21 protein-coding genes are annotated in these 23,406 nt (G+C 33.5%); 14 read left to right on the top strand and 7 right to left on the bottom strand.

The window, feature by feature from the left end:
- Window positions 1-26: 26 nt before the first annotated feature.
- A complete protein-coding gene (locus ACXKY9_RS17110; protein WP_000966298.1) occupies window positions 27-584 on the bottom strand; it encodes a CatB-related O-acetyltransferase in 558 nt (185 codons plus the stop codon).
- 110 nt (window positions 585-694) lie between these two features.
- On the opposite strand from ACXKY9_RS17110, the gene ACXKY9_RS17105 reads away from it, so the two are divergent.
- The 3 genes from ACXKY9_RS17105 (at window position 695) to ACXKY9_RS17095 (ending at window position 2,134) form a co-directional block, all read left to right on the top strand.
- Complete coding sequence (locus tag ACXKY9_RS17105; protein WP_001268347.1) at window positions 695-1,036, top strand: ASCH domain-containing protein; 342 nt, start codon at window positions 695-697, stop codon at window positions 1,034-1,036.
- Window positions 1,033-1,428 (top strand): NUDIX hydrolase, encoded by a 396-nt coding sequence (locus tag ACXKY9_RS17100; protein WP_000620830.1) that lies wholly within the window; start codon window positions 1,033-1,035, stop codon window positions 1,426-1,428. The genes ACXKY9_RS17105 and ACXKY9_RS17100 overlap by 4 nt, the downstream gene beginning before the upstream one ends.
- A gap of 85 nt (window positions 1,429-1,513) precedes the next feature.
- Window positions 1,514-2,134: an acetate uptake transporter gene (locus tag ACXKY9_RS17095; RefSeq protein ID WP_000070938.1), complete on the top strand. Its 621-nt coding sequence runs from the start codon at window positions 1,514-1,516 to the stop codon at window positions 2,132-2,134.
- A 39-nt stretch (window positions 2,135-2,173) separates the two neighbouring features.
- On the opposite strand, the gene ACXKY9_RS17090 is transcribed toward ACXKY9_RS17095, so the two are convergent.
- Entirely contained in the window at window positions 2,174-3,271 is a 1,098-nt protein-coding gene (locus tag ACXKY9_RS17090; protein WP_001233794.1) for a phosphodiester glycosidase family protein, read from the bottom strand.
- A 279-nt stretch (window positions 3,272-3,550) separates the two neighbouring features.
- Between ACXKY9_RS17090 and ACXKY9_RS17085 the strand changes: the two genes are divergently transcribed.
- The 5 genes from ACXKY9_RS17085 to ACXKY9_RS17065 all read left to right on the top strand — a co-directional run bounded on the left by ACXKY9_RS17085 (window position 3,551) and on the right by ACXKY9_RS17065 (window position 7,071).
- On the top strand, window positions 3,551-3,994 hold the full coding sequence (locus ACXKY9_RS17085) for a flavodoxin (RefSeq protein ID WP_001062753.1): 444 nt from the start codon (window positions 3,551-3,553) through the stop codon (window positions 3,992-3,994).
- Between the two features lie 16 nt (window positions 3,995-4,010).
- Window positions 4,011-4,910 carry a WD40/YVTN/BNR-like repeat-containing protein gene (locus tag ACXKY9_RS17080; protein ID WP_000449525.1) on the top strand — a complete coding sequence of 300 codons (900 nt, stop codon included), beginning with the start codon at window positions 4,011-4,013 and terminating at the stop codon, window positions 4,908-4,910.
- Window positions 4,911-5,124: 214 nt separating this feature from the next.
- Window positions 5,125-5,325 carry a cold shock-like protein CspB gene (cspB, locus tag ACXKY9_RS17075; RefSeq protein WP_001179150.1) on the top strand — a complete coding sequence of 67 codons (201 nt, stop codon included), beginning with the start codon at window positions 5,125-5,127 and terminating at the stop codon, window positions 5,323-5,325.
- Window positions 5,326-5,513: 188 nt separating this feature from the next.
- Window positions 5,514-6,359, top strand: a complete 846-nt coding sequence (locus tag ACXKY9_RS17070) for an exonuclease (RefSeq protein WP_000786416.1) — start codon at window positions 5,514-5,516, stop codon at window positions 6,357-6,359.
- Between the two features lie 364 nt (window positions 6,360-6,723).
- Complete coding sequence (locus ACXKY9_RS17065; protein ID WP_000227983.1) at window positions 6,724-7,071, top strand: hypothetical protein; 348 nt, start codon at window positions 6,724-6,726, stop codon at window positions 7,069-7,071.
- A gap of 337 nt (window positions 7,072-7,408) precedes the next feature.
- Here the strand turns inward: ACXKY9_RS17065 and ACXKY9_RS17060 are convergent, their stop codons facing one another.
- Together ACXKY9_RS17060 and ACXKY9_RS17055 are read right to left on the bottom strand one after the other, a co-directional pair.
- Window positions 7,409-8,500 carry a DUF3900 domain-containing protein gene (locus ACXKY9_RS17060; RefSeq protein WP_000345046.1) on the bottom strand — a complete coding sequence of 364 codons (1,092 nt, stop codon included), beginning with the start codon at window positions 8,498-8,500 and terminating at the stop codon, window positions 7,409-7,411.
- 116 nt (window positions 8,501-8,616) lie between these two features.
- Entirely contained in the window at window positions 8,617-8,946 is a 330-nt protein-coding gene (locus ACXKY9_RS17055) for a hypothetical protein (RefSeq protein ID WP_000283715.1), read from the bottom strand.
- Window positions 8,947-9,378: 432 nt separating this feature from the next.
- On the opposite strand from ACXKY9_RS17055, the gene ACXKY9_RS17050 reads away from it, so the two are divergent.
- Entirely contained in the window at window positions 9,379-10,290 is a 912-nt protein-coding gene (locus ACXKY9_RS17050) for a VanW family protein (protein WP_000488968.1), read from the top strand.
- A 174-nt stretch (window positions 10,291-10,464) separates the two neighbouring features.
- On the top strand, window positions 10,465-11,373 hold the full coding sequence (locus ACXKY9_RS17045; protein ID WP_000249877.1) for a VOC family protein: 909 nt from the start codon (window positions 10,465-10,467) through the stop codon (window positions 11,371-11,373).
- Between the two features lie 47 nt (window positions 11,374-11,420).
- Here ACXKY9_RS17045 and ACXKY9_RS17040 read toward each other — a convergent pair whose 3' ends face one another.
- A complete protein-coding gene (locus ACXKY9_RS17040) occupies window positions 11,421-11,939 on the bottom strand; it encodes a GNAT family N-acetyltransferase (RefSeq protein ID WP_001103121.1) in 519 nt (172 codons plus the stop codon).
- A gap of 290 nt (window positions 11,940-12,229) precedes the next feature.
- On the opposite strand from ACXKY9_RS17040, the gene ACXKY9_RS17035 reads away from it, so the two are divergent.
- The gene (locus ACXKY9_RS17035; RefSeq protein ID WP_000109717.1) at window positions 12,230-12,907 is read left to right on the top strand and encodes an MgtC/SapB family protein; all 678 of its coding nucleotides are present in this window, start codon (window positions 12,230-12,232) and stop codon (window positions 12,905-12,907) included.
- Between the two features lie 202 nt (window positions 12,908-13,109).
- Window positions 13,110-16,025: a collagenase ColA gene (gene colA, locus ACXKY9_RS17030; RefSeq protein WP_000679527.1), complete on the top strand. Its 2,916-nt coding sequence runs from the start codon at window positions 13,110-13,112 to the stop codon at window positions 16,023-16,025.
- A gap of 378 nt (window positions 16,026-16,403) precedes the next feature.
- On the opposite strand, the gene ACXKY9_RS17025 is transcribed toward colA, so the two are convergent.
- The gene (locus tag ACXKY9_RS17025) at window positions 16,404-17,657 is read right to left on the bottom strand and encodes a sensor histidine kinase (protein ID WP_000513017.1); all 1,254 of its coding nucleotides are present in this window, start codon (window positions 17,655-17,657) and stop codon (window positions 16,404-16,406) included.
- A gap of 633 nt (window positions 17,658-18,290) precedes the next feature.
- Between ACXKY9_RS17025 and ACXKY9_RS17020 the strand changes: the two genes are divergently transcribed.
- Window positions 18,291-18,731, top strand: a complete 441-nt coding sequence (locus ACXKY9_RS17020; protein WP_000773523.1) for a hypothetical protein — start codon at window positions 18,291-18,293, stop codon at window positions 18,729-18,731.
- 372 nt (window positions 18,732-19,103) lie between these two features.
- On the opposite strand, the gene ACXKY9_RS17015 is transcribed toward ACXKY9_RS17020, so the two are convergent.
- Entirely contained in the window at window positions 19,104-19,457 is a 354-nt protein-coding gene (locus ACXKY9_RS17015) for a hypothetical protein (RefSeq protein WP_000473483.1), read from the bottom strand.
- A 571-nt stretch (window positions 19,458-20,028) separates the two neighbouring features.
- Here ACXKY9_RS17015 and ACXKY9_RS17010 point away from each other — a divergent pair.
- The gene (locus tag ACXKY9_RS17010) at window positions 20,029-23,310 is read left to right on the top strand and encodes a VaFE repeat-containing surface-anchored protein (protein WP_000520166.1); all 3,282 of its coding nucleotides are present in this window, start codon (window positions 20,029-20,031) and stop codon (window positions 23,308-23,310) included.
- Window positions 23,311-23,406: the final 96 nt, after the last annotated feature.

The following is a 23,406-nucleotide window of genomic DNA, read 5'->3' as shown; positions in this document are numbered from 1 at the left end:
AAAAAAGGATGCTCTTTCTGTATTTATCATGTAGATTCTTTTTCGGGTGAGGTGAAAAATTCGTCGATTTTGTCGGAGAGTAGTAATGGAATGGCTTCTTTTATAACAGAAATGTCCCAGTCCCACCATGCGAGATTCTCTAGTTTGTCAATCGTTTCTTGGGGGAAACGATATCGAACAAATTTTGCAGGATTACCAGCTACAATTGCATACGGGGGTACATCTTTTGTAACAATGCTCCTGGCGCCGATAATGGCCCCGTTACCAATTGTAACACCAGATAAAATGCAGGATTGATAACCAATCCATACATCATTGCCGACTACGATATCACCTTTTGAAGAAGGGTGACCAGTAATATGTGCTCCTTCATCAAAAAGTGCATTAAATGGATAAGTTGTTATCCAGTCTGCGCGATGTTCACCGCCAAGTATGAAAACGATTTCTTCTGCTAATGAACAAAACTTACCTATTTTTAATTTTGTTTCATCGTTCCAAGAAAAAATGGTTGGCCCTACTTTACTATAAGTATAATCACCAATATCATATTTATTATATTCAGGTTTTTGATTTAAATATAACATGCTTCTTCAGCCTCCTTTCTCAATTAAGTGATACGTATGGAATATTATATGCAAGATGTAGTAATGTGAACTGTATTAATAGGTGAAATGAACAAAAGGGAGTGGGATGTATGCGATACGAAATGGGTTTATATAATAAACCGTTTCAGTCAATTCAATCAGGAAAAAAAGTATATGAAGTACGCCTATACGATGAAAAACGTCAACTAATAAACAAAGGCGATGAAATCGTATTTACGAATCTTACGACAAAAGAAATGATGACGGTAAAAGTAACGGAAATAAAGCGATACGAGAGCTTTAAAGCCATGTATGAACAAATCGATAAAAAATTATTGGATTGTGAAAATGATAGTTTAGAGGAAATGTTAGAAAGTACATACAAAATATATACGAAAGAACAAGAAAAAGAGTGGGGAACAGTTGCGATTTGTATTGAGGTAATAAAATGATAAGAAATCGCGGAGCGGCTATCATTGTACAGGAAGGAAAAATCGCTCTTATAAAACGTATTCGAGAAGAGGAAACATATTATGTGTTTCCGGGCGGAGGGATTGAGGAAGGTGAAACGCCTGAAGAGGCAACGAAAAGAGAGGTATACGAAGAATTAGGGGTACATATAAAAGTGGAGCACCTTATTGCACAGGTAAAATATAAAGGGAATGAATATTATTATGCTGCCTATATTACAGGCGGAGTGTTCGGAAGTGGAACAGCTGAGGAATTTCAGTGGGAAGGTAGAGGAAGTTATATTCCGTTATGGCTACCGATAAATGAGTTGGAAAAAGTGAATATAAAACCTTATGAAGTGGTCGGAAATATATTTAATCATTATAAAATATAACGTCTGACAACATACAAAAAAACCATTGACATAGGCTTCTGATTTAAGTATTGTATTCGAGTATGTTTATAATCAGGAGGTTTATATGAGCAATCAAACTACTACACATCATGTGAAAATGACAACAGCAGATCCATCTGGAATTGGTCTATTTGGATTAGCGATGGTAACACTTGTAGCATCATCTCAAAAGTTAGGCTTAACAGATGGCGTTTCACTTGTATTACCGTGGGCAATCTTTTTAGGAGGATTTGCACAAATCTTTGCTTGCATTCATGATGCAAAGCATAACAATACATTCGGTACAACAGCATTCGGTGCGTACGGTCTATTTTGGCTAGGTGTTGGAATGACTTGGTTAATTCAACTTGGAGTATTTGGCGAAAAATTAGCACAAGCTGCAGATTCAAAACAGCTTGGTGTAGCCTTTATCGGATATTTGATTTTCACAATCTTTATGACAATTGGTGCAATGGAAACACATAAAGTATTATTTATGATTTTCGTCCTTATTGATTTCTTATTTATCGGTCTTTCATTAAGTACTTTAGGTGTTATGCCGCATGCAATGCATAATTTAGCAGCATATTCTGAACTTCTTATTTCATTATTATCTTTCTATGGTTCAGCAGCAGCAGTGTTAAACACACACTTCGGAAAAGTTGTTTTACCAGTTGGAAAGCCGTTTGGTATTTTTAAAAAGTAATAAAAAAGCACAGATGATTGTATAGTCATCTGTGCTTTTTTATTTATTGAAAGCTATAGCAGTCGTCCTTGTTAATTCAGAAATTTTTTGAGAGCTCGCAGAATTACCGTCTATTGTTACATGAACTTGTTGCTTAGGGTTCGCTGTAACTACCCATGCGTTTGGTAAATAGCGTGATTTATGAGATAAGGTGGAAGGGATATTTAAAATATCTCCCATTGCATATAATGTTGCTGATGATCCACCGTCCATTGCCATCGCATTGACAGCACCTTTTTCATAAAGAATATCTTGACAATCTCTCAAGGAAGCACCAATGCTATGAGGTTGTCTACCATCAATGACGAAAAACATAATCGATCCATCTTTTTTCTGAGCCATAATGCTTCGAGGGCCATATCCCCAACCACCATCATTTGTAATCATTTTTTCTCCATTTACAATTAGCTGAGGCATAAATCCAGCAGCGGAAACAACATTTTTATTTAACAATTGGTTAGCAGAAAACTCTCCAGAAACCATTTGTCCATATTTTGTAATACCACTAGTGAGGGTAGGGGTATTAATATCTTTCGGCGTGTTTATAACTTTACCGTTTTCAATAACAATACCGATTCCGGTTTTACCACCACCATGCCCGGTTTCATCCCAAAAACCACTGGCATTGACAGCGGCAACTGCATGGTTTCGCTTTGCCATTACGTATATTTTTTCTCCGACGTCTTTACCTTCTGAACCTTGCTGGGTAACAAGTTTTACGTTGAATGGATTACTAATTGTCATTAATTTCCCTTCGAAAAAATGATCATTATATTTTTTCTTTATTGTTTCAATAGAAACATCTAGTGGTAAATCTTTTCGTCTTTCTAACTCTTTTTTTGAAAGTTTAGAAGTTAAAAATTCACTATTTTTCCATTTTGGATTTGTGATGGATTGAGAAATATCATTTAATTCTTCATCAGACAATAACGTGAATTTTGCATATTGTGGATGCTGAGAAGTTAAAATACTCTCGGCTGCGATAACACGTAAATTATGACCGTATGAAGTACCGAATAAAATAATAGCAGCTCCTATTAGTAAGAATATTGTTAAAAGGGAGGTTGCTTTTAAAAATCTAATAAAATACTTTCTCATCATAAGGACTCCTCTTTCTGTAAAGTGAACAATTGATTAGAGATTGAGCATGATACAAAAACATTTTTTATTTGAAATAAGTAATGTGAAATGATGATAATACAATAATGTTTGAAGATAGATTTGGCAATAGTTGAATATGAATGTAGATATTTAAAATGAAATATAAATAGTCAGATGTGAAATGTAAATAAAAGTAGAAAAAAATCAATTGAAATTGATTCTCATTATTAATATAATGAGAATGAGAATCATTTATTGTTAGAGGGGGATGCCAAAGTGGCAAAAATTTTAATAGCTTATGCAAGTATGTCAGGAAATACAGAGAGTATTGCTGATTTAATTAAAGTTAGTTTAGATGCTTTTGATCATGAAGTAGTATTGCAAGAAATGGAAGGCATGGATGCTGAAGAATTATTAGCTTATGATGGAATCATTTTAGGATCTTATACGTGGGGCGATGGTGAATTACCATTTGAAGCGGAAGATTTTCATGATGACTTAGAAAATATAGATTTAGCTGGGAAAAAGGTAGCGGTGTTCGGATCGGGTGATACAGCGTATGAACTGTTTTGTGAAGCGGTAACGATATTTGAAGAACGTCTTGTAGAGCGCGGTGCAGAGCTTGTACAAGAAGGGCTAAAAATTGAATTAGCTCCAGAAGATGAAGAGGATGTTGAAAAATGCAGTAATTTTGCAATTGTATTTGCTGAGAAGTTCTAAGAATGGGAGTGTCAACGTGGAGACAATGTTAAGTGTAACTGCTATTACAAAGTTAAGAGATGGAAAACTGTTGTTAGCTACTACATATAATGGCTTATTTGTTGAACAAGACGGAGAATGGAAACGAATTTTAAATGGTTTTCAAAAACGAATTAGGGATTTACATAGCGAAGATAATGTAGTTTATGGTGTAGGTGACGAAGGGATTTTTATTCGTAGTATGAATGGTGGAGAGAACTGGACAATTCAGCGTTTTCCAACAAAAGCAACGAGTTGGAATGTATGTAGCAATGTACAAGGAAATGTTGTTGCTCATGGAGAAAAAACGCTGTATCTTTCTAATAATTTCGGTTCGACATGGGAAACTATTCATCCGTTTCTTGAGTATGGCAGTGCGGCACCGTCTATTCGATCGTTATTTTTATATAAACATTACTTATTTATTGGTACGAAAATACATGCTAAATATGGTGGTGTTTGGCTCTTTGATTTGAAGACACGTAAATTAAAGAGGATTAAAATTGCGATGAATCAAATGATCTCCGCGTTGACTTTACACAATTCTTATTTAGTAGCGGCAAGTGGATCGTGCAAGGGAGTTAGCGGGAATATTTCTTATTGTAAAATAGATGAAAGTATTGCAAGTGAAAAAATATATTGGCACACATGTCAAAGTGAGCAGAAAGCAAGTAGTTATTTAGACTTAAGTGTAGATCAACATGTTTTATATACAACTTCAACGCAAAATAAGGCGGGTATTAGTGGTGTGTGCCGTGTGCTTCTTGAAGAAGGTATTGTTACAGTATGTGATTCAGTTAAAGGGCACGGATGGCGCATTGTTAATCAAAAAGAGGGTTATGTAGTAGCCGGATCAGGTGAATTAAAAGCAATGCAGTGGGAACAAAAAATAATTTAAGAAAAAACTTTACTTTTATTATATTGATATGATATAGTATGTTTAAACCATTTTACTTTTAATAATATAGAGATTTAAATGAGCTGTAACTTCCGAGGAGGATAGCAATGTTAAATCTCCTCAGGGGTTGCAGTTTTTTAATATCTGGCTTATTATTGTAAGGTGGTTGAAAATGAATATGTACATATAGGTACATTGTAGGAGGATTTTTTTCATGCAAAACGGTAAAGTAAAATGGTTTAACTCAGAAAAAGGTTTCGGTTTCATCGAAGTTGAAGGCGGAGAAGACGTATTCGTTCATTTCTCAGCTATCCAAGGCGAAGGCTTCAAAACTTTAGAAGAAGGTCAAGAAGTTACTTTCGAAGTAGAACAAGGTAACCGTGGACCTCAAGCTACTAACGTAAACAAGAAGTAATTTTTGAAAAAAGAAGGGCTCGCCCTTCTTTTTTTTTGCACTTTTATAGATGTCCTCCTACTTACATATCATAACAAGACTGAATTTTCATTTATTTATTCGGAGTATTTTTGTATAAAGTACATGAATAAATAAATACTGAAAATAAAGTGTTTGTGTGAAAAGCAATTTAGAAAGAGGTAAATAAATTGAAAAACGCTACACATTTCATTGTGTTTGATATTGAAAGGAATTTCAGACCGTATAAATCAGAAGATCCATCAGAAATAGTTGATATCGGAGCTGTAAAAATAGAAATAGGTACAATGAAGATAATTGAAGAATTTTCGGAGTTAGTAAAACCAAGTGCACGATTAACTCGTCATACAACAAAATTAACCGGTATTACGAAAAAAGATTTAATGGGTGTAGAAAAATTCCCTCAAATTATAGAGAAATTTATTCAGTTCATCGGCGAAGGTTCTATATTTGTTTCATGGGGAAAAGAAGATTATCGCTTTCTATCTCATGATTGTACATTATATGGTGTTGAATGCCCAAGTATAGAAAAAGAAAATAGAATTGATTTGCAAAAATTTGTTTTCCAAGCATATGAGGAATTGTTTGAACATACGCCAAGTTTACAATTTGCGGTAGAACAGCTCGCTTTAACGTGGGAAGGAAAACAGCACCGTGCTTTAGCAGATGCTGAAAATACAGCAAATATACTTCTTAAAGTGTATAGCGAGAGAGATATTAATAAGCGATACAAAAGACATGGTGAACTTGAACTTGTAAAAAACGGAAAAATAACAGAAAAAGCGAAAAAAAAGATGCGAAAATGGGTGTTTAAAGAACTAAAGAAAAATACAGAACGCCCTTTTGAATGGAGTACATTTGAAAGTGGTGACACGTGGGAAAGTATAACGGAAAGATATTATATAAGTGAAAATACAGTAGAACTCCTGAAAAAACATTTTCGTACAGCAGTGAGAAAAGCGGAACGACAGATTAGGTATTTGGCTGAGATGGAGGAGAATACAGAGGTTAAATGAATTGCTCCTCCATCTCTAACTACATACATGTAATAACAGCGTATTGATATTAAATAGGCATCAACTTGTTGTTGTGATTGTACATTATAATTGCTTTGGGAGTGTTAAGACGTAATAAGAGTTTTAAACTGTATTAATAAAATAAAAATATATATAAAGAAAAGAGTGTAGTTTAATGGAAACAATCTTTAACATTTTAACTGTTTTAGTTTTTGGGATAATATTTACCACACAATTAGCATTAACTACACTTTCTTTCATAGTAAAGAAGAATTGGAAAAAACTTAATATCTCTTTAAGTTGTGGTGTATTAAAGTTTAAAATAGAAGAGTAAGATTGAGTTTTGTACAAGGGAGGTATGATAGTGGTAGACTTGGATATTAAAGATGTCACAGTAAAGATGGAATTAAACGGTGTCTTTTGGAATGAGGATCGGATTGCTGAAATGAAGGTGACTACAAAAGAAGAGCATTCCGTTATTCTTCGTCTAGTAGTTGATTTAGAAAGTAAAACTATTAGGGCGACGAGTGCGGAAATAGTGAATGGATTCTGCCCTCTGTGCAAACAGAAAAGGGACGAATGTAGTGAACTTAATGACTTGCAAAACAAAATGGAAATTTTAGAAGAAGCCTACGATTGGGTGAGAGAACATCCGGAATATCGTTTTCAATTATCTTTTTACGAGTACAATAAATTTGAGGTAGTAAAGTGAAATTTGCATTTTAACAACTTATAGAAGGACTTGGTCAACTAGAAATATTGAAGTAGATATTTCTAATGGAAATAAGCCTGTATAACAAGGAAGGGATATATTTGATTCTGCAACAAATGTCATCTTGCATCAAAAAAATTTAAAAATAAACATGTTTTATTATAAAGCAGAAAAATCGATTCTTAGTAGAATCGGTTTTTAATATAAATAAAAGAGCGCTTATTAAAAGCGCCCAGTAACAACAGTTATATGGAAGTATTTATCCCGTAAAAGCCCGATTGGTGAGGGCTAATAATTAGTGGGGGATGAACAAAACCCCACAGATTAAAGTTTCACTTTATTCAATACCGCTCGGATCAAACGAATACTGCTGCTTATTCTCAATCCGCTCAATCACATCTTGCAGCTCATCTGGCTTCAGAAACTCAATAGGAGAGAAGCCTTTTTCAAATGTAAGTGTGTCTGCTTCAATCATAAGTACATATCGATCATTTACCTTCGCAATATGTATTTGATCCCCAAAATCCGCAAGCAACGCCTTCACAGAGATATGATCGGCTTTTAGTTTTAATTCCACTTCAGGAGCATGCTCGACGATTTGAGCGGTTGCTTCCATTACTTCTTCAGTTGAAAATTGTTCCATAATTTCGCGTTTCGGACTGGCAGCCCATACTTCCATCGCTTGGTCGAATTGTTCGCGTTCTTCCGTACCTTCTTCAAATACATCTTCAATTTGGTCGTATACCATGTCCATTACTTGTGTTTTCATAATTTCAGGCATAGAGCGTTCATATTCGACGAATTTTAAGAAGTCTTCAAAGTAGCGGGCATGTGATGCTTGATGTATTTTTAGTTCGCCTACTTCAACCATTCCTTCTTCAGGCATGTACGGATATTGGATAGATTTCATATTCTTTGTTGTGATGGCCATTTCAACGTTACGAATCAGTGTTGATTCATCAGAAATAGAAGCAACCTTTGGTTCAAAGTCGCATTTCATTACGAATACGAATGGATCATCAAAGTATTTGCGTAGTTTTGCCTGAGCAATTAAAAATACACCACCACGTACAGCGCTTGTGTCAAGATATGTATAAACGAGAGGTTCGCTCATATCTTTAAAGTTTTCTTTTGTTTCTGCAAAGCGAATACGATTAAAAAGGTTGTAATGAGGGTTTGAATCAAGTTCGTGCCCTTCTTCTACAATAAAGCGACCAATTTTTGTTGGGGCTTGTTCTGTTTTTGCATGACGTTCTACTTTTCGCTTCGATATTTTTAATAACTCACCATTCAAAAATTCTTTTAAGGAACTATCTTCATATTCTTCAGCGTCTAAAGTTTGAAAATGTTTGTAGCGTTTATCAACTGCTTCACCTTTTCCTTCTACTTGTACAACATAAAAGGAAAGATAATTTATTTCAAAATCCATATTTATCACCTTGTTTCATTTCATTAACTCTTATCAGTATAGAGATGGAAAAAACTTTCGTCAATTTATATAAGGAAGGGGAAGCCCCTTCCTTTATATAATCTTTATTTTCTCGATTAAAATCCGTCTTCTAATGCTGCGAATGGAATGTTTAGTCTGTTTTCTACTGTGCGTAAACGTTGGTTTAAGCGGTTTAGTCTACGTGTATGGCGCTCAACTGTATTTTCTAGTTGACGAACTCTTTGTTCAAGCTCATTTACGCGTCTTTCTAATTGACGATTTCCAGTGCCAGGAAAAGAGATTGGAAGTTGGAATTGTCTATTTTGGTCATATGGATTCGTGTGCTCTGCTTGATCTATATAAGATTGATATTGTGTTTGTAAGTCATACTGTGGTTGTTGGTACGCATATTGATTATATGGATCATATGGATTGTAGGGATACATAATAACATCCTCCATTTCTTTAAAATAGGTTGAATTCACCATAATGTATGTGTAAAAGCGGAGCGGTGGCACGGCAAATACCTATTTATGTTGACGGGATTTCTCTTTATCCCGCTATTTGCTGGGCAATAAGACCCCCACTGGTTACAGTTTCACTTTATAAAAAATAGCTTGAGGGTTTTTGATTTGTATTTCTTTTGTGTAATGGTATATACTGGATAAAAGGGAGGGTTTACATAAAAGTTACAATTCTATCAAACTCAAACTTTTATGTAAATATGTATAGACATTTATAAAAGAAAAGAGTAATTTATATAGAGTGAAAAATAACTTGTAACATTTTATAAACATATTGTAAAATGATTGTAACAAAACATACATAAAAATGAAATAAATACATAATAGTGATGTTGGGGAAAGGGAGAGAGTATATTGTTCCGTAAAGTAAAGGGTATATTAGTTGGGGTGTTATGTGTAGCTATAATAAGTGGCTGTGGTGCAAAAGTAAGTGATGTTGCATTGGTAAGTGATATTGGTGGGCACACTGTAGAGGCTAAAGCAGAAGTACAGGATACTATTAGTTTAGTTGATGGTCGAACTGGTACTGAAGTGAAAAAATTAGATTTATCTAGTTTAGGCTATTTTGAAGATGAAGCGAAATTTAAAAAGTCTGTCACAAAGGTTGTTGGTGAGATTGGAAAAAGCGTCGACAAAAAAATGGTTCCTTCACGTATAGCACCTGATGGAAGTTGGCAAGAAGGAAAACCTTCTTATGAATTAATGGAAAAAGAATTAGTAGATAAATTGTTAAATGTTGGTATGTGGGATGCTACGTATCAGTTGCCGATCGTGGAGAAAAAACCAGTCGCAACATTAAGTGATGCGCAAGGAAATGGTGCGGTAATTGGTAGATATGAAACGAACTTAGGTGGTTCAACAGGTGGCCGTATTGAGAATATTCGTTTGTCAGCAGCGAGCATAAATGGAGTTGTGTTAGCAAAAGGAGACCGTTTCTCTTTTAATTCATTAATCGGTGATACAACACCAGATAAAGGATATCAATTAGGGAAAGAAATAGTTGATGGTAAATTAGTAGATGGATATGGCGGTGGTGTTTGTCAAACATCTTCAACTTTATACAATGCAGCAGATCAAGCTGGCCTGAAAATGGTGGAGAGAACTACACATTCTAAAACGGTAGGTTATGTTCCACAAGGAAGAGATGCTACAATTGCATATCCATATTTAGATTTAGTATTTGAAAATACGAATGATGCACCTGTGAAGCTTTATATGGGCATTCAGGGTGGAAAGCTAGTTGCTGAAGTACATAAAATGAGATAAGAGTTATAAAGCCACCTTTTCTGAAATTTAGAAAAGGTGGCTTTTTTATTATGAAAATAAAAATGTATATAAATTCTGACTTTTCTTATTTACATAGGATGATTTTAGTTGTATCCTTCATAGTAACGGTTATATGTAATGGAAAAATATAGGGATAAGGAGATGGAGTTATTCATGGTACAAATTCATCCGAAAACACGTATTGGTCATGTTGAATTTAAAGTGAAAGACTTAGAGCGTCAAATTGCTTTTTATGAGAATGTTGTAGGATTAGAGGTAATTAAGCAAGAGGGGAATAAAGCATATTTATCTGGAAAAGGTGGAAAGAACGCGTTACTTGTTCTTGAAAAGCTAGAGGACGGGGTACTGCAAGAACCGCGTACGACTGGTATATATCATGTAGCCTTTTTAGTTCCGACTCGTGAAGCTTTTGCTTCTGCGCTATTTGGGGTTCTTCGTAATAAGAATGTAATTGACAGCCCGGATGAGCAAGAAGGGCGTTATACATATTCAAATGAAATTTTACCAATTTCAAGGTTTAATAGTGCAAGTGATCATACATATAGCGAAGCTTTTTATTTGCAAGATTTAGAGGGGAATGGTATTGAAATTTATGCAGACCGTCCGCGTGATCAATGGGGAGAAGGGTCAGGAGGAAGTACACCACTTGATTTAAAAGAATTGGCGACACTCGTTGATTATGAGTTTGATGGTTTGCCTGCTAATACTGTCGTTGGGCACGTACATTTACGAATAGCTGATGTAGAGAAATCACATGAATTTTATGTGGAAACAGTAGGTTTTGAAGTACAACAGCGTGAAGAGGATTGCTTATTTATTTCAGCAGGGGGATATCATCACCATATTGGTGCAAATACGTGGAACGGAGTAAACAATCCACACCCACCAGTATATGCAACTGGACTAAAGGTATATGCTATTGTACTACCGCATAAAGAAGCGTTAGACGAAGTGAAAGAAAGATTAATAGAAAAACAACATGAAATAAATGAAACTACAAATGGGTTTGTGGTGGTAGATCCAAGTGGTATTACAGTGCAGTTTGAAATAGAAGCAGTGTAAAATAAGCGAGAAAGTGTATAATCACTTTCTCGCTTATTTGTAATTATTCATAGCTCAATCCAATATCTTCTTACTATATTCCCATCTTCCTCAGTGAAATCATCATCACGAATCCCGCCGTTATGCAAAATCGTTTTTTCAGAAGCGGTATTCACAGCGTCGCAAACGACAAGTACTTTCGTGATGTCTAACTCCTTCGTTTTTTCTAATGATAATGCTAGTAACTTCGTAGCATAACCTTTTCTTCTTTCAGAAGGGCGAATGCCATAACCAATGTGACCGCCAGCGTTAAATAAATGTTTGGTTAAACTATGACGTATATTAACAGCTCCCACAATTTTATTTTCATCTGTAACAAGCCAATATGTAGAGTCTGGTACCCAAGTTTCAGGGATATTTATTCCGTTATGCGCATCGAGAAGTTCTTGAACCATAGCTGGGAAGTTGGCAGGATTTTTTGAGATAACCCACGGGATCATTGTTTCACCGCTATCTTTCCATTCGTTATAGAAATCTAAGTATTCTTCTTGTAAATCAGTAGTAGGTGTGAGTAATGAGACGTTCATTGTTAGTAAGCTCCTTTATTTATATAGTTTTTATAAAAAATTACGATACAAAGTGAAAGCGTTTTCTATAATTTCTCAACCTAATTTCATGTAATCCATCTTTGTTTTTTTAGAAAATTAGTGGAGGTTTAAAATTAGAAGTTATTTATTTTATGTTAATATTTAAAATATTAACATAAAACGGTCGGAGTATTAAGTATATTTTAGCGGTATCCCTACATGTAAATAAAAGGATGTTTGTGATAATTTTTGTTTTATCTATCTATAATGAATGAAGGGGGGAAGTGCCCGTGAGTGTAGATTTTGATTTTATTATACGAATCGGTGTTGCTGGCTTGTTAGGAGCAATGATTGGTATTGAAAGAGAAATTCGATCGAAAGAAGCTGGATTAAAGACTCATTTCCTCGTAGCGGTAGGAAGTGCGTTAATAATGGTTGTTTCGAAATATGCCTTTTCAGATATTGTGTTTGAAGAGCATATATCTCTAGACCCAAGTCGTATTGCAGCACAAGTCGTTAGTGGAGTTGGTTTTTTAGGTGCAGGCACAATTATTATTCAAAAGCAGGCGGTGAAAGGATTAACGACTGCGGCTGGTTTATGGGCTACTGCCGGCATAGGATTAGCAATTGGAGCGGGAATGTATGTAGTAGGCATTGGAGCGACGATTCTCGTTTTAATTGGTTTAGAAATTGTAAGTCGTATTTTTAAGGTGCAATTTTTATTTCCACAAAATATAACAGTGCAAATGTTTGTAAATAAACATGAAGCGGTACAACAAATATTAGAAACACTACAAGTGAAAGGCATCCCAATACTCTCATATGAGGTGGAAGCTTCACAGCAAGGTACAGAAACTGTTTATAAGGTAGGGATGCAACTGAAAAATATATCGTCAGAAGAAAAGAATGAGTTTATTCAGCATATGCAAACATTACCGGAAGTTACATTTATAAAGTTAAAATCATAGTGTTGAAAACGAGGATAGATGTAGCAGGAATTTTGCTATTATCTATCTTTTTTTGATATAAAATGCACGGAAAGTCAAGCGTTAATTTTATATGGAATGGATACATGTGTGAACGTTACCTTATTTTTTCTCAATACAGGACAAAAAGTAAAAATAGTAAAATAATGGAGCGGGACACTAAAAATGTAAGGTAGGGGAGAGCATGAAAGGCTATTCAAAGAAAATGTTAGTAGGGGTAAGTTTTGCTAGTTTAATGTTAGGGAGTTTTCAAGGGGTAAGTTTGGCAGAAGATACTAAGGGAGAGCAAGTTTCTTATCGAAATGTGCTCAAAATGGAGCCAGTCGGTGTACAACTACCAGTACAAGAATTAGCTCATTCATCGAAAGTGCTCGAAAGCAAGTCTTTTGAGAAAAGGTTACAATTTGCCGATTTATCACAAAGACCACCTGAGGTGAAAAAAGAAAGTAAGCAATTAGCTGTAGCGAAAACTTATACAATTGCCGAATTAAATCAATTAAGCAATCAGCAGTTAGTAGATTTACTTGTAACAATTGATTGGGAGCAAATTACGGGGCTATTTCAGTTTAATACAGACAGTCTAGCATTCTATCAAAATGATAGTAGGATGCAGACGATTATTGATAAATTGAAGCAGCAAGGACAAGCCTATACGAAGGATGATTCAAAAGGGATTGAGACATTAGTAGAGGTATTACGTTCAGGATTTTATTTAGGATTTTATAATTCGGAACTTAGTAAATTAAATGAACGGAGTTATCATGATAAATGCTTACCTGCATTAAAAGCGATGGCTAACAATTCAAATTTTAAGCTGGGTACATTAGAGCAAAATAGAGTGGTATCATCATACGGAAAGTTAATAGGAAACGCTTCGAGCGATGTGGAAACGATAACATCGGCTGCAAAGATTTTTAAACAATATAATGATAATTTTTCTACATTAGTAGATAATCTTTCAGCTGGAAATGCTATTTACGATATTATGCAAGGTGTTGATTACGACATTCAATCGTATTTGTACGATACGAGGAAAGCACCGAAAGATACAGTATGGTATCAGAAAATAGATAGTTATATTAATGAATTAAGTCGTTTTGCATTAATGGGAACGATTACAGCAAAAAACGGTTGGCTTATTAATAATGGCATTTATTATACAGGTAGACTCGGTATGTTCCATAGTACAGGAACTAAAGGGTTACAAGTTGTAACAGATGCGATGAAAATGTATCCGTATTTAGGGGAGCAATATTTCGTAGCTGCTGAGCAAATTGCAACGAATTATGGCGGAAAAGATGCAAATGGTAAAGTGGTGAATTTAGATCAAATAAGAGAAGATGGAAAGAAAAAATATTTGCCAAAAACGTATACGTTTGATGATGGAGCAATTGTTTTAAAAGCTGGAGATAAAGTGACAGAAGAAAAAGTAAAACGTTTATATTGGGCGGCAAAAGAAGTAAAGGCACAATTCCATCGTACGGTTGAAAGTGATCAACCTTTAGAAAAAGGAAATCCTGATGATGTATTAACGATGGTTATTTATAATAGCCCAGCAGAATATCAATTTAATCGTCAATTGTACGGTTATGAAACGAATAACGGTGGTCTTTATATAGAAGGAACAGGTACGTTCTTTACTTATGAGCGTACGCCAGAAGAAAGTATTTATAGTTTAGAAGAATTATTCAGACACGAGTTCACGCATTATTTACAAGGTAGATATGAAGTACCAGGGTTATGGGGACAAGGGAAAATATATGAAAATGAAAGATTATCTTGGTTTGAAGAAGGAAATGCTGAATTTTTTGCAGGGGCAACGAGAACGGATAATGTTGTACCGAGAAAGAGTATTATAGGAGGATTATCTTCAAATCCAGCAGAGCGTTATACGGCAGAGCGAACGTTAAATGCAAAGTATGGAACGTGGGATTTCTATAATTATTCCTTTGCTTTACAATCGTATATGTACAATAAGAGATATGATATGTTCGATAAAATACATGATCTTATTAGGAAAAATGATGTAACAGCATATGATGCATATCGCTCTACATTAAGTAAAGATGCGAATTTAAATAAAGAATATCAGGACTATATGCAAATGCTAGTTGATAATCGTGAGAAATATAATGTGCCATTAGTATCAGACGATTATTTAGCGAATCATGCATCGAAGCCAGTTTCAGATATTGCAGCAGAAATAACAGCGGAAGCAAAATTGAAAAATGTATCAGTGAAGAAAAATAAATCACAGTTCTTTAATACATTCACACTACAAGGAACATATACAGGAACTGCAGCAAAAGGAGAATATGAAGATTGGAAAACAATTACACAAAACGTTAATGATACGTTAAAACGTTTAAGTGCAAAGGAATGGACAGGCTATAAAACAGTAACAGCATACTTTGTAAATTATCGCGTGAATACATCAGGACAATTTGAATATGATGTTGTGTTCCACGGTATTAATACAGAAGAAGGTGCAGAGAATAAAGCACCAGTTGCAGTTATAAACGGTCCGTATAGCGGAAATGTAAATGAAGCAATTTCATTTACAAGCGACGGATCAAAAGATGAAGACGGGAAAATTACTTCGTATAAATGGGAGTTTGGTGATGGAGCAGTAAGTAATGAGCAAAATCCAACTCACGTATATACAAAAGAAGGAACGTATACGACGAAATTAACGGTAACAGACGATAAAGGAGCAACTAATACTGCTACAGCGACTGTAACTGTTCAAAAGAAAGAAGATAACAGTGTAGAAAAAGAACCGAATAACTCATTCCAAACAGCAAACAAATTGCAGTTAAATCAAGTTTTACGTGCTAGTTTAGGAAATGGCGATACAAGTGATTTCTTTGAAATTAATGTGGAGACTGCTAAAAACCTTCAAATTAACGTAACGAATGAAAATAATATTGGAATGAACTGGGTACTTTATTCTGAAGCAGATTTAAATAATTATGTTACGTATGCTCAGCAACAAGGGAATAAACTAGTAGGTAGTTACTATACGTATCCAGGGAAGTATTATTTACATGTGTATCAGTATGGCGGGGGGACAGGGAATTATACGGTGGAAGTGAAGTAGTAAAAGGGGAGTTATCTTGTTCAATGAATGGAAAAAGGTCTGTACTTTAATGAAAAAACAACTGCAGGCAATGTCTCTAATGATAATAACAAATTAAGTGTCGCGAGATGTTATATTTATATTAAACCAATCTAATCAGTAAATAAGATAAAATAGATGAACTAGTATTTCATCACGATGTAAGAAAAGTTATAAATATTAAGTGTTTTTAATTGAATTAAACTAAAGGATCAGAGTGTATCTGTAACAATAGATAGGCTCTGATCCTTATTATATTTAATTAACGCATATGAATTTAAGATAATTAATAAGTAAGCTAGCTAGCGGGATTCTTAAAATTCATTTATGTAATTAACTAAACAGAAAATTGTTATCACATTAGCAAGGGATACTAATAGAAAAGCGTGTCCCTTTACCTAATTCACTCTCTATTTCTATATCACCGTTTAATTCTCTAATAATACTATAAGCAATCATAGTACCAAGCCCAGTTCCTTTTTCTGTTGTTGAATAGAATGGCAAAGCAATTCGTTTTATTTGTTGAGATGACATCCCAATTCCTGAATCAATAATATCAATTATGATATTTCCTTTTACTTTTTGTATATTTATTTGTAATAATCCACCATTTTTCATAGCCTCAATTCCGTTTTGGATGATGTTGTTTAGACAGAGTTTGAATTTTTCGGGGTCCCCATTTATATAAAAGGAATCTGTACTATTTTGTTTGATTTCAACTTTGTATGATAGAGCGAGTGGTGAAATAGTATCTTTCACCTGATTTAAAATGTGATTAATATCTATTTTTTCTTTTAGGGTATTCTGTGGTTTGGTTAAAGATAAATAGTTATTAATAGTAGATTGTATTTGCTGCATTTCAATTAACATGATTTCTAAGTATTGATCCTGAGATAGCTTAGAGGCATGTTTTTCATTTAATAATTGAGTGAATCCATGTACCGTGGTTAGTGGATTGTGGATTTCGTGTGCAATTGACGCTGCTAGTTCGCTAGCTATATAAAATTTTTCAGCTCGTTGCAGTTTTTCTTTCATTTTATATTTCTCAATCATTTCCTCTATAAAATAAACTGATAATAATACTGTGAAAATATTAATGACTATATAATTTAATAAAAATTCTATGAGAGTAGAGTCTATTTTACCTCCTGTATTTATTTGAGTTACAATACCGCAAATAGAAAGGGAAGCTGTACATACTAAAATAAGAAGTAAGCTTAATAATATCTTTTTTTCTTTAAAATACATAGGTAATAAGTAACGAAAGAGCATTGTTATAACAGAAATGATAGTAAAGATAATAAATGATGGAAGAACGCCATTTCCGCCTAAGTAAAACCGGTAAGAAAGATATAAAATTCCTATAAAAACAATGTTTTTTGTATTTCCATATAGAAAAACTAATATTATAGGAATAAAACGTAAATCATAAATAAATCCCACATGTAAATGAAAAGGAAAAGTCATACAAAAAATAATAGCAATGGAGGAAAGGATAGAAAATAACATATTATTACATGTTATTTTTTCTTTAAACTCTAGCCAAAATACGTGATAGCTAAGGATACAAATTATTATAATAAAGGTATTTAATAAAAGAGTAGAAATTCCCATAGTTTTGCATCTCCGATAGTTTGTAAGTAGAATTATGTATGAGTTGGACATAGATGTTTAGTATTAGTAGACTTTTTATCTAAAAAAGGAAGGGTACTTGAAAAGTGCTGTTATATTACTCGTATTAAAATTGATAAGGAAAATAGAAAAAAATAATAGATAAAAAATCTATTTAAATTTATGTACATATGAAATCATAAACTAACTTTTGTATAGGTGAAATTTGGATTGAGTTACTGATAAAATAAGTCTTTTTAAGTATGAATATTCTGTGAAAAAGATATGCGTGGTGACTCCTGTTTTGTAGCCTTCGTTATATTAACATGGAATATATCAAATTACAAAGTGAAATTTTAGAAAAATTTTATTAGTACATTTTATCTGAAATAGAAATGCTATTTATTTGAGTATTTTGGTACTTACTCGTATAAAACTTTGTTAGAAAAAGACTTTAAAATTTACATGTTTTTTATGAAGTGTAATATTGTAGCTTTATCTATGGGGCTTTCTCAATAACTATTAAGGCGAAAAGTTAAAATATATAGGTTTATAGATATGAATTATTACATAAAAACGCACTTAAAAAAGGATGTATGATGGTAATAGAATACAAACATCAAGGGGGAACTTAAAATGAAGTTAAATAAACTAGTGCTTAGTTGTGGAGTAGTTTCAGCATTAACACTTGGTGTGTTAGGGAATAATACTTATGCTGAAGAAGTACACAAAACGAATGATCCAATTCATGTAGTTGAACATGTTTCTGCAGACTTATTATTAACCCAAACAATGAATTATAGTGGCGAGGCTGAAACTTCTTTCGTATATGATGGGAGTACTGACTTAAGCTTCTCTATGAAAAATAATGGTCAAAATACAATGGGATATAGTGTAAAAGGTCCAAATACAGAGCTAATTGTTGGTGGTTATATAAAACCTGGAGAACAACAAATTAATGTTACAAATGTACGGAATGCTTTATCTCCATTACCGAATGGAACATATAAAATTTACGTTTCAAATGATGATGGTTCTAAGGGGCAATTCCAAGTTTCAGTAAGATCTGTGAATTAAATTTAAAACGCTTTGTTTTTAAGTTAATTTAATCTTTGCTTATTGGAAAGAAGCTAAAATGAATTGAGAATTACCGATAAAAATGAAAACGAGCACCTTATCTAATTGTGAGAGGGTGTTCGTTTTTTGCTATTAAACAGAAAATAATTATAAATATATTTTGATATCCCCATTGCTAACCTACTAGATTGTGTCAACGAGAGAATGTCTACTATAAAAGATATTAAAATAAAGATGATGTAACATTCCGCTAAATTATATGGGGAAATAGAAAAACCACCCTTATATGAGTGGTTTTTAGTAATTATTTTTAGGTTATACATTTAAAATTAGGCTAAGTTATAGAAATAATAAACATTTAATCTGTTGTTATTATTTTGGTTCTGGATAATGATTGTAGTATGAGATTCTAATAAATTCTTGGTAGACATTTGTTAATTTGGCATCTCTAAGAGCATCGTTGAATTTTTGCATACGTACACTCCCTTGAGCGTAGCCTCCACCTGGAGTATAAGGGTTTCTAGCTTCAAAGTCATCCAAAAATACTTTTAATTTTTTATAGTCTTGAGATTGATAGAAAGCCACAGCCTCTTCAGGAGTGACATCAAAGTAAGAGGATGACGTTGAGTTATAAGAAGCTGCTTGAGCAGTAGGTGCCTCTAGCATAGTTGCAGCTCCACCGAACATAGTAAGCGCCATAGAAGATACAATAATTTTTTTAAACATAATAAAACCTCCATGTAGAATATTAGATTAATAGTAATCCTGTAATCATTATAGTTACAATGAAAATGATTATCAAATGCAATATTGCATAATATATCTCGTTATTTTTGGGCAGTAAGACTCCCGCACAAAAATTCAATGAAAGTAAAGAAGTTAGGTGGGAATCGGGCGGATTAAAGTTTCACTTTATTATTTGAACGAGAAGTCACCTTTATATTTAAATGAAGGAGTGTAATAGATTAAAAGAGGTGTATAAATTACTCAGGTTAACAAGAAAATGAAAAGGCTATTTTTAATAGGGGAAAGCTTAATAACTGGAGTAAAGGAATTGCTATTTATATATTTAACATACATATTTGTCTTTTAAATTGTAGGCGTGTTTTAGAATTTGTATATAGTAAATTCGTTAAAAAACTTGATAAATAATAAAATGTGTAAATTTTTTGACTATTTTATTAAAATTATTTAATATTTGTAATTTATTGTTTTATAATGATAATTGGGTCGATCGTGAATGTTTTAGATATTGCGATATATACTCGGATTAATTTATTTTAGGGAGGTTACAAAATTGGGTAAGAGAGTCATTATAAGAGTTTTTACATTATTATCAGTACTGGCATTATTCCTTAATGTATTTTTACCTAGGGCTAGTGCAGAGGTTATGACGCATGAGAAATATTCAATGGACTGGAGTTATAGTAATAGTCTAGGTAAGTACATTCGCACTGAAATGATTAAAAATTCAAGTGGTCAAATTGCTTATTGCTTAACCCTTGGATTAAAATCACCAAATGGTGAAGATCTTCCTGAAATGGGGAAAACAGATAATGTAGTATATAGAGTCTTATTAAATGGTTTCCCGCAAAAAAGTGCTGAACAGCTGGGAGTAGCTAATAAAAATGAAGCGCATTATGCAACGCAACTTGCGGTTTGGAATGCATTAGGTCAACTCGATGTAAATGAATTAAAACATGAGAATAAAAATGTTGAAAAAGCAGCTAAGGCTATTATTAGTAATGCTAACAATAGTGAAGAGACTCAAGATGTTTTTATGAATGTGATTCCTGCTGAAAAGCAAAAAGCAGAATTAAAGGGTGAATTCTTCGAAACAAATCTATATTCAGTACAAACAAATGCTAAGAGTGGTTCTTATAAGGTAGTAGCGAAAAATGCACCTAATGGAGTTAGAATTGTTAGTGAAAATGGAGAAGTGAAAGATCAGCTTTCAGTTGGAGAAAAATTTCGTATCCAAATTCCTAAGAATACAAAAACGGGTGAATTTAATTTAAGTGTTGCTGCTAATTTAACTCAAGTTCAAGCAATTGCTTATCGTGGTACGGATACTGTTCAGAATGCTACAGTACTATTAGAGAGAAATGAAGAAAAGCTTAGTAGTGATCTTGCAGTAAATTGGGAAGCAGCTGGTTCTTTAAAAATTAAAAAGGTTGGAGAAAATGGAGAAGTTTTAGCTGGTGCAGTATTTGAGGTCTTTAATGCAAATAATGAATCAGTCGGAAAAATCACGACTGGTGCTGATGGTATGGCAGAATTAAACAACTTACCAATTGGTACTTACACATTAAAAGAAATTAAAGCACCAACAGGCTATGTTTCAGATGATAAACCACAAACTATTGAAGTTAAGACAGGGGAAACAGGAGCTGTCCAAATAGTAAATAACAAAGTAAAAGGTAACATCGAAATTAAAAAGCTTAGTGATTCAGGAAAGATTTTACCAAATGTTGAATTCACAGTCTTCACTGAAGATGGAAAAGAAGTGAAAAAAGTAGTAACAAAAGAAAATGGAATTGCAAACGTTGAAGATCTTACGTATGGTAAATATTATTTCTTAGAGACAAAAACACCTAATGGATATATTGGAAATAAAACAAAGTATCCTTTTGAAATTAAAGAGCACAATAAAACACTTACTTTTACAGTGGAAAATACCGAAGTGAAAGGTAGTGTAAAATTACTAAAAGTAGATAATGAAGATATTAGTAAAAAATTAGAAGGTGCAGCATTCGAGCTAAAAGATGCAAGTGGAAAAGTAGTTGGGGAATATAAGACAGATAAAAATGGTGAGATTAACGTCAAAGATTTAGCGTATGGTAAATATTCATTTGTAGAAAAGGCTTCTCCAAATGGTTACGTTCTTGTTAAAGAACCGATTATGTTCGAAATAAAGGAACATGGAAAGGTTATTGAGTTATTGGCAGTTAATCATCTTATCAAAGGTGATCTAGAAATTACAAAGGTAGATGTAGCTGATGGAAATAACAAGCTTCCAAATGCAGAATTTACGATTTATAACGAAGCAGGAAAAGAAGTAGTAAAAGGAAAAACAGACGATAAAGGAATCGCTAAATTTGAAAAGTTACCATTTGGAAAATACACATATAAAGAAACTGTTGCACCAAACGGTTATGTATTAAATGAAGAAACGTTCTCTTTTGAAATTAAAGAGAATGATCAAATCATTAAACACATTGTCAAGGATGAAAAGATTCCTTCAATAAAAACAACAGCTACTGATAAAACAGATGGTACAAAAGAAATGCACACGTCTAAGTCTGTAACAATCCAAGATAAAGTGGAATACAAAGACCTACAAGTAGGTAAAGAGTACACTTTAAAAGGTAAATTAATGAATAAAGAGACTAATAAACCATTCGTTGTAAATGGTAAAGAAGTAACTGTTGAAACGAAGTTTACACCAAAAGAAGCAAATGGTTCTATTACACTAGATTTCACTTTTGATGCAACTGGTTTAGAAGAAAAAGAAGTAGTAGTATTCGAAGAGTTACTGAAAGACGGAAAAGTTGTTACGACACATGCTGATATCAATGATAAAGGTCAAACAGTTAAGTTCGTTAAGCCATCAGTAAAAACGACAGCAACAAACAAAGCTGATGGTGGAAAAGAGATTCATTCAAAGGATTCTATCACAATCCAGGATAAAGTGGAGTACACTAACTTAGTTGTTGGTAAAGAGTACACTGTAAAAGGAAAATTAATGAACAAAGCTATTAACAAACCATTACTAATTGATGGTAAAGAAGTAACAGCTGAGACTAAATTTACTGCAAAAGAAAAGAACGGTTTTGTAACATTAGACTTTACTTTTGTTGGTGCTGAACAGCAAGGAAGAGAAGTAGTTGTGTTCGAAGACTTATTACATGAAGGGCAAGTAATTGCAACTCACGCTGATATTAACGATGTAGGTCAAACAGTTCGATTTGTAGAGCCTTCTATTAAAACGACAGCTACAAATAAAGCTGATGGTTCTAAAGAGTTAGACGCTTCTAAAACTGTAACAATCCAAGATAAAGTGGAATACAAAGACTTAATCGTGGGTAAAGAGTACGTAGTAAAAGGTAAACTAGTGGATAAAGCAACAAACAAGCCATTATTAGTTGATGGTAAAGAAGTAACAGTAGAATCTAAGTTTACTGCTAAAGAGAAGAATGGTTCTATCACATTAGACTTCACTTTCAATGCTTCTGCATTACAAGGTAAAGAAGTAGTAGTATTTGAAGAACTGTATCAAGATAATATATTAGTAGCTATTCACGCTGAAATTGAAGATAAGGGACAAACAGTGAAATTTAAAGAGGGAAAATCGGAACAACCAAAACCAGAACACCCAAATTCAGGTAAAAATACGCCAACACCAGAGCAACCTAACGAGCAAGTAAAAGAACAACCACAACTTAAGAAAGAAATTCAATCTAAAATTGGATGGTTACCGCAAACAGGTACTAATCTTACAAGTTGGATCTCTATGGCTGCAGGAGCATTACTGTTAATTGTTGGTGGAGTGATTTTCTTAAAACGTAAAAATGCATAGAAATTAAAAAATAAGCACATCTGTTTTTATAACAAGATGTGCTTATTTTTATCATTTTAGCCAAGAAGACTCCTATATTTAAGCGTGAATGGCATT

It is taken from the genome of Bacillus sp. 2175 (assembly GCF_057812155.1).
The sequence above is the reverse complement of the archived record's forward strand: the minus strand, read 5'-3'. Positions and strand labels throughout refer to the sequence as shown.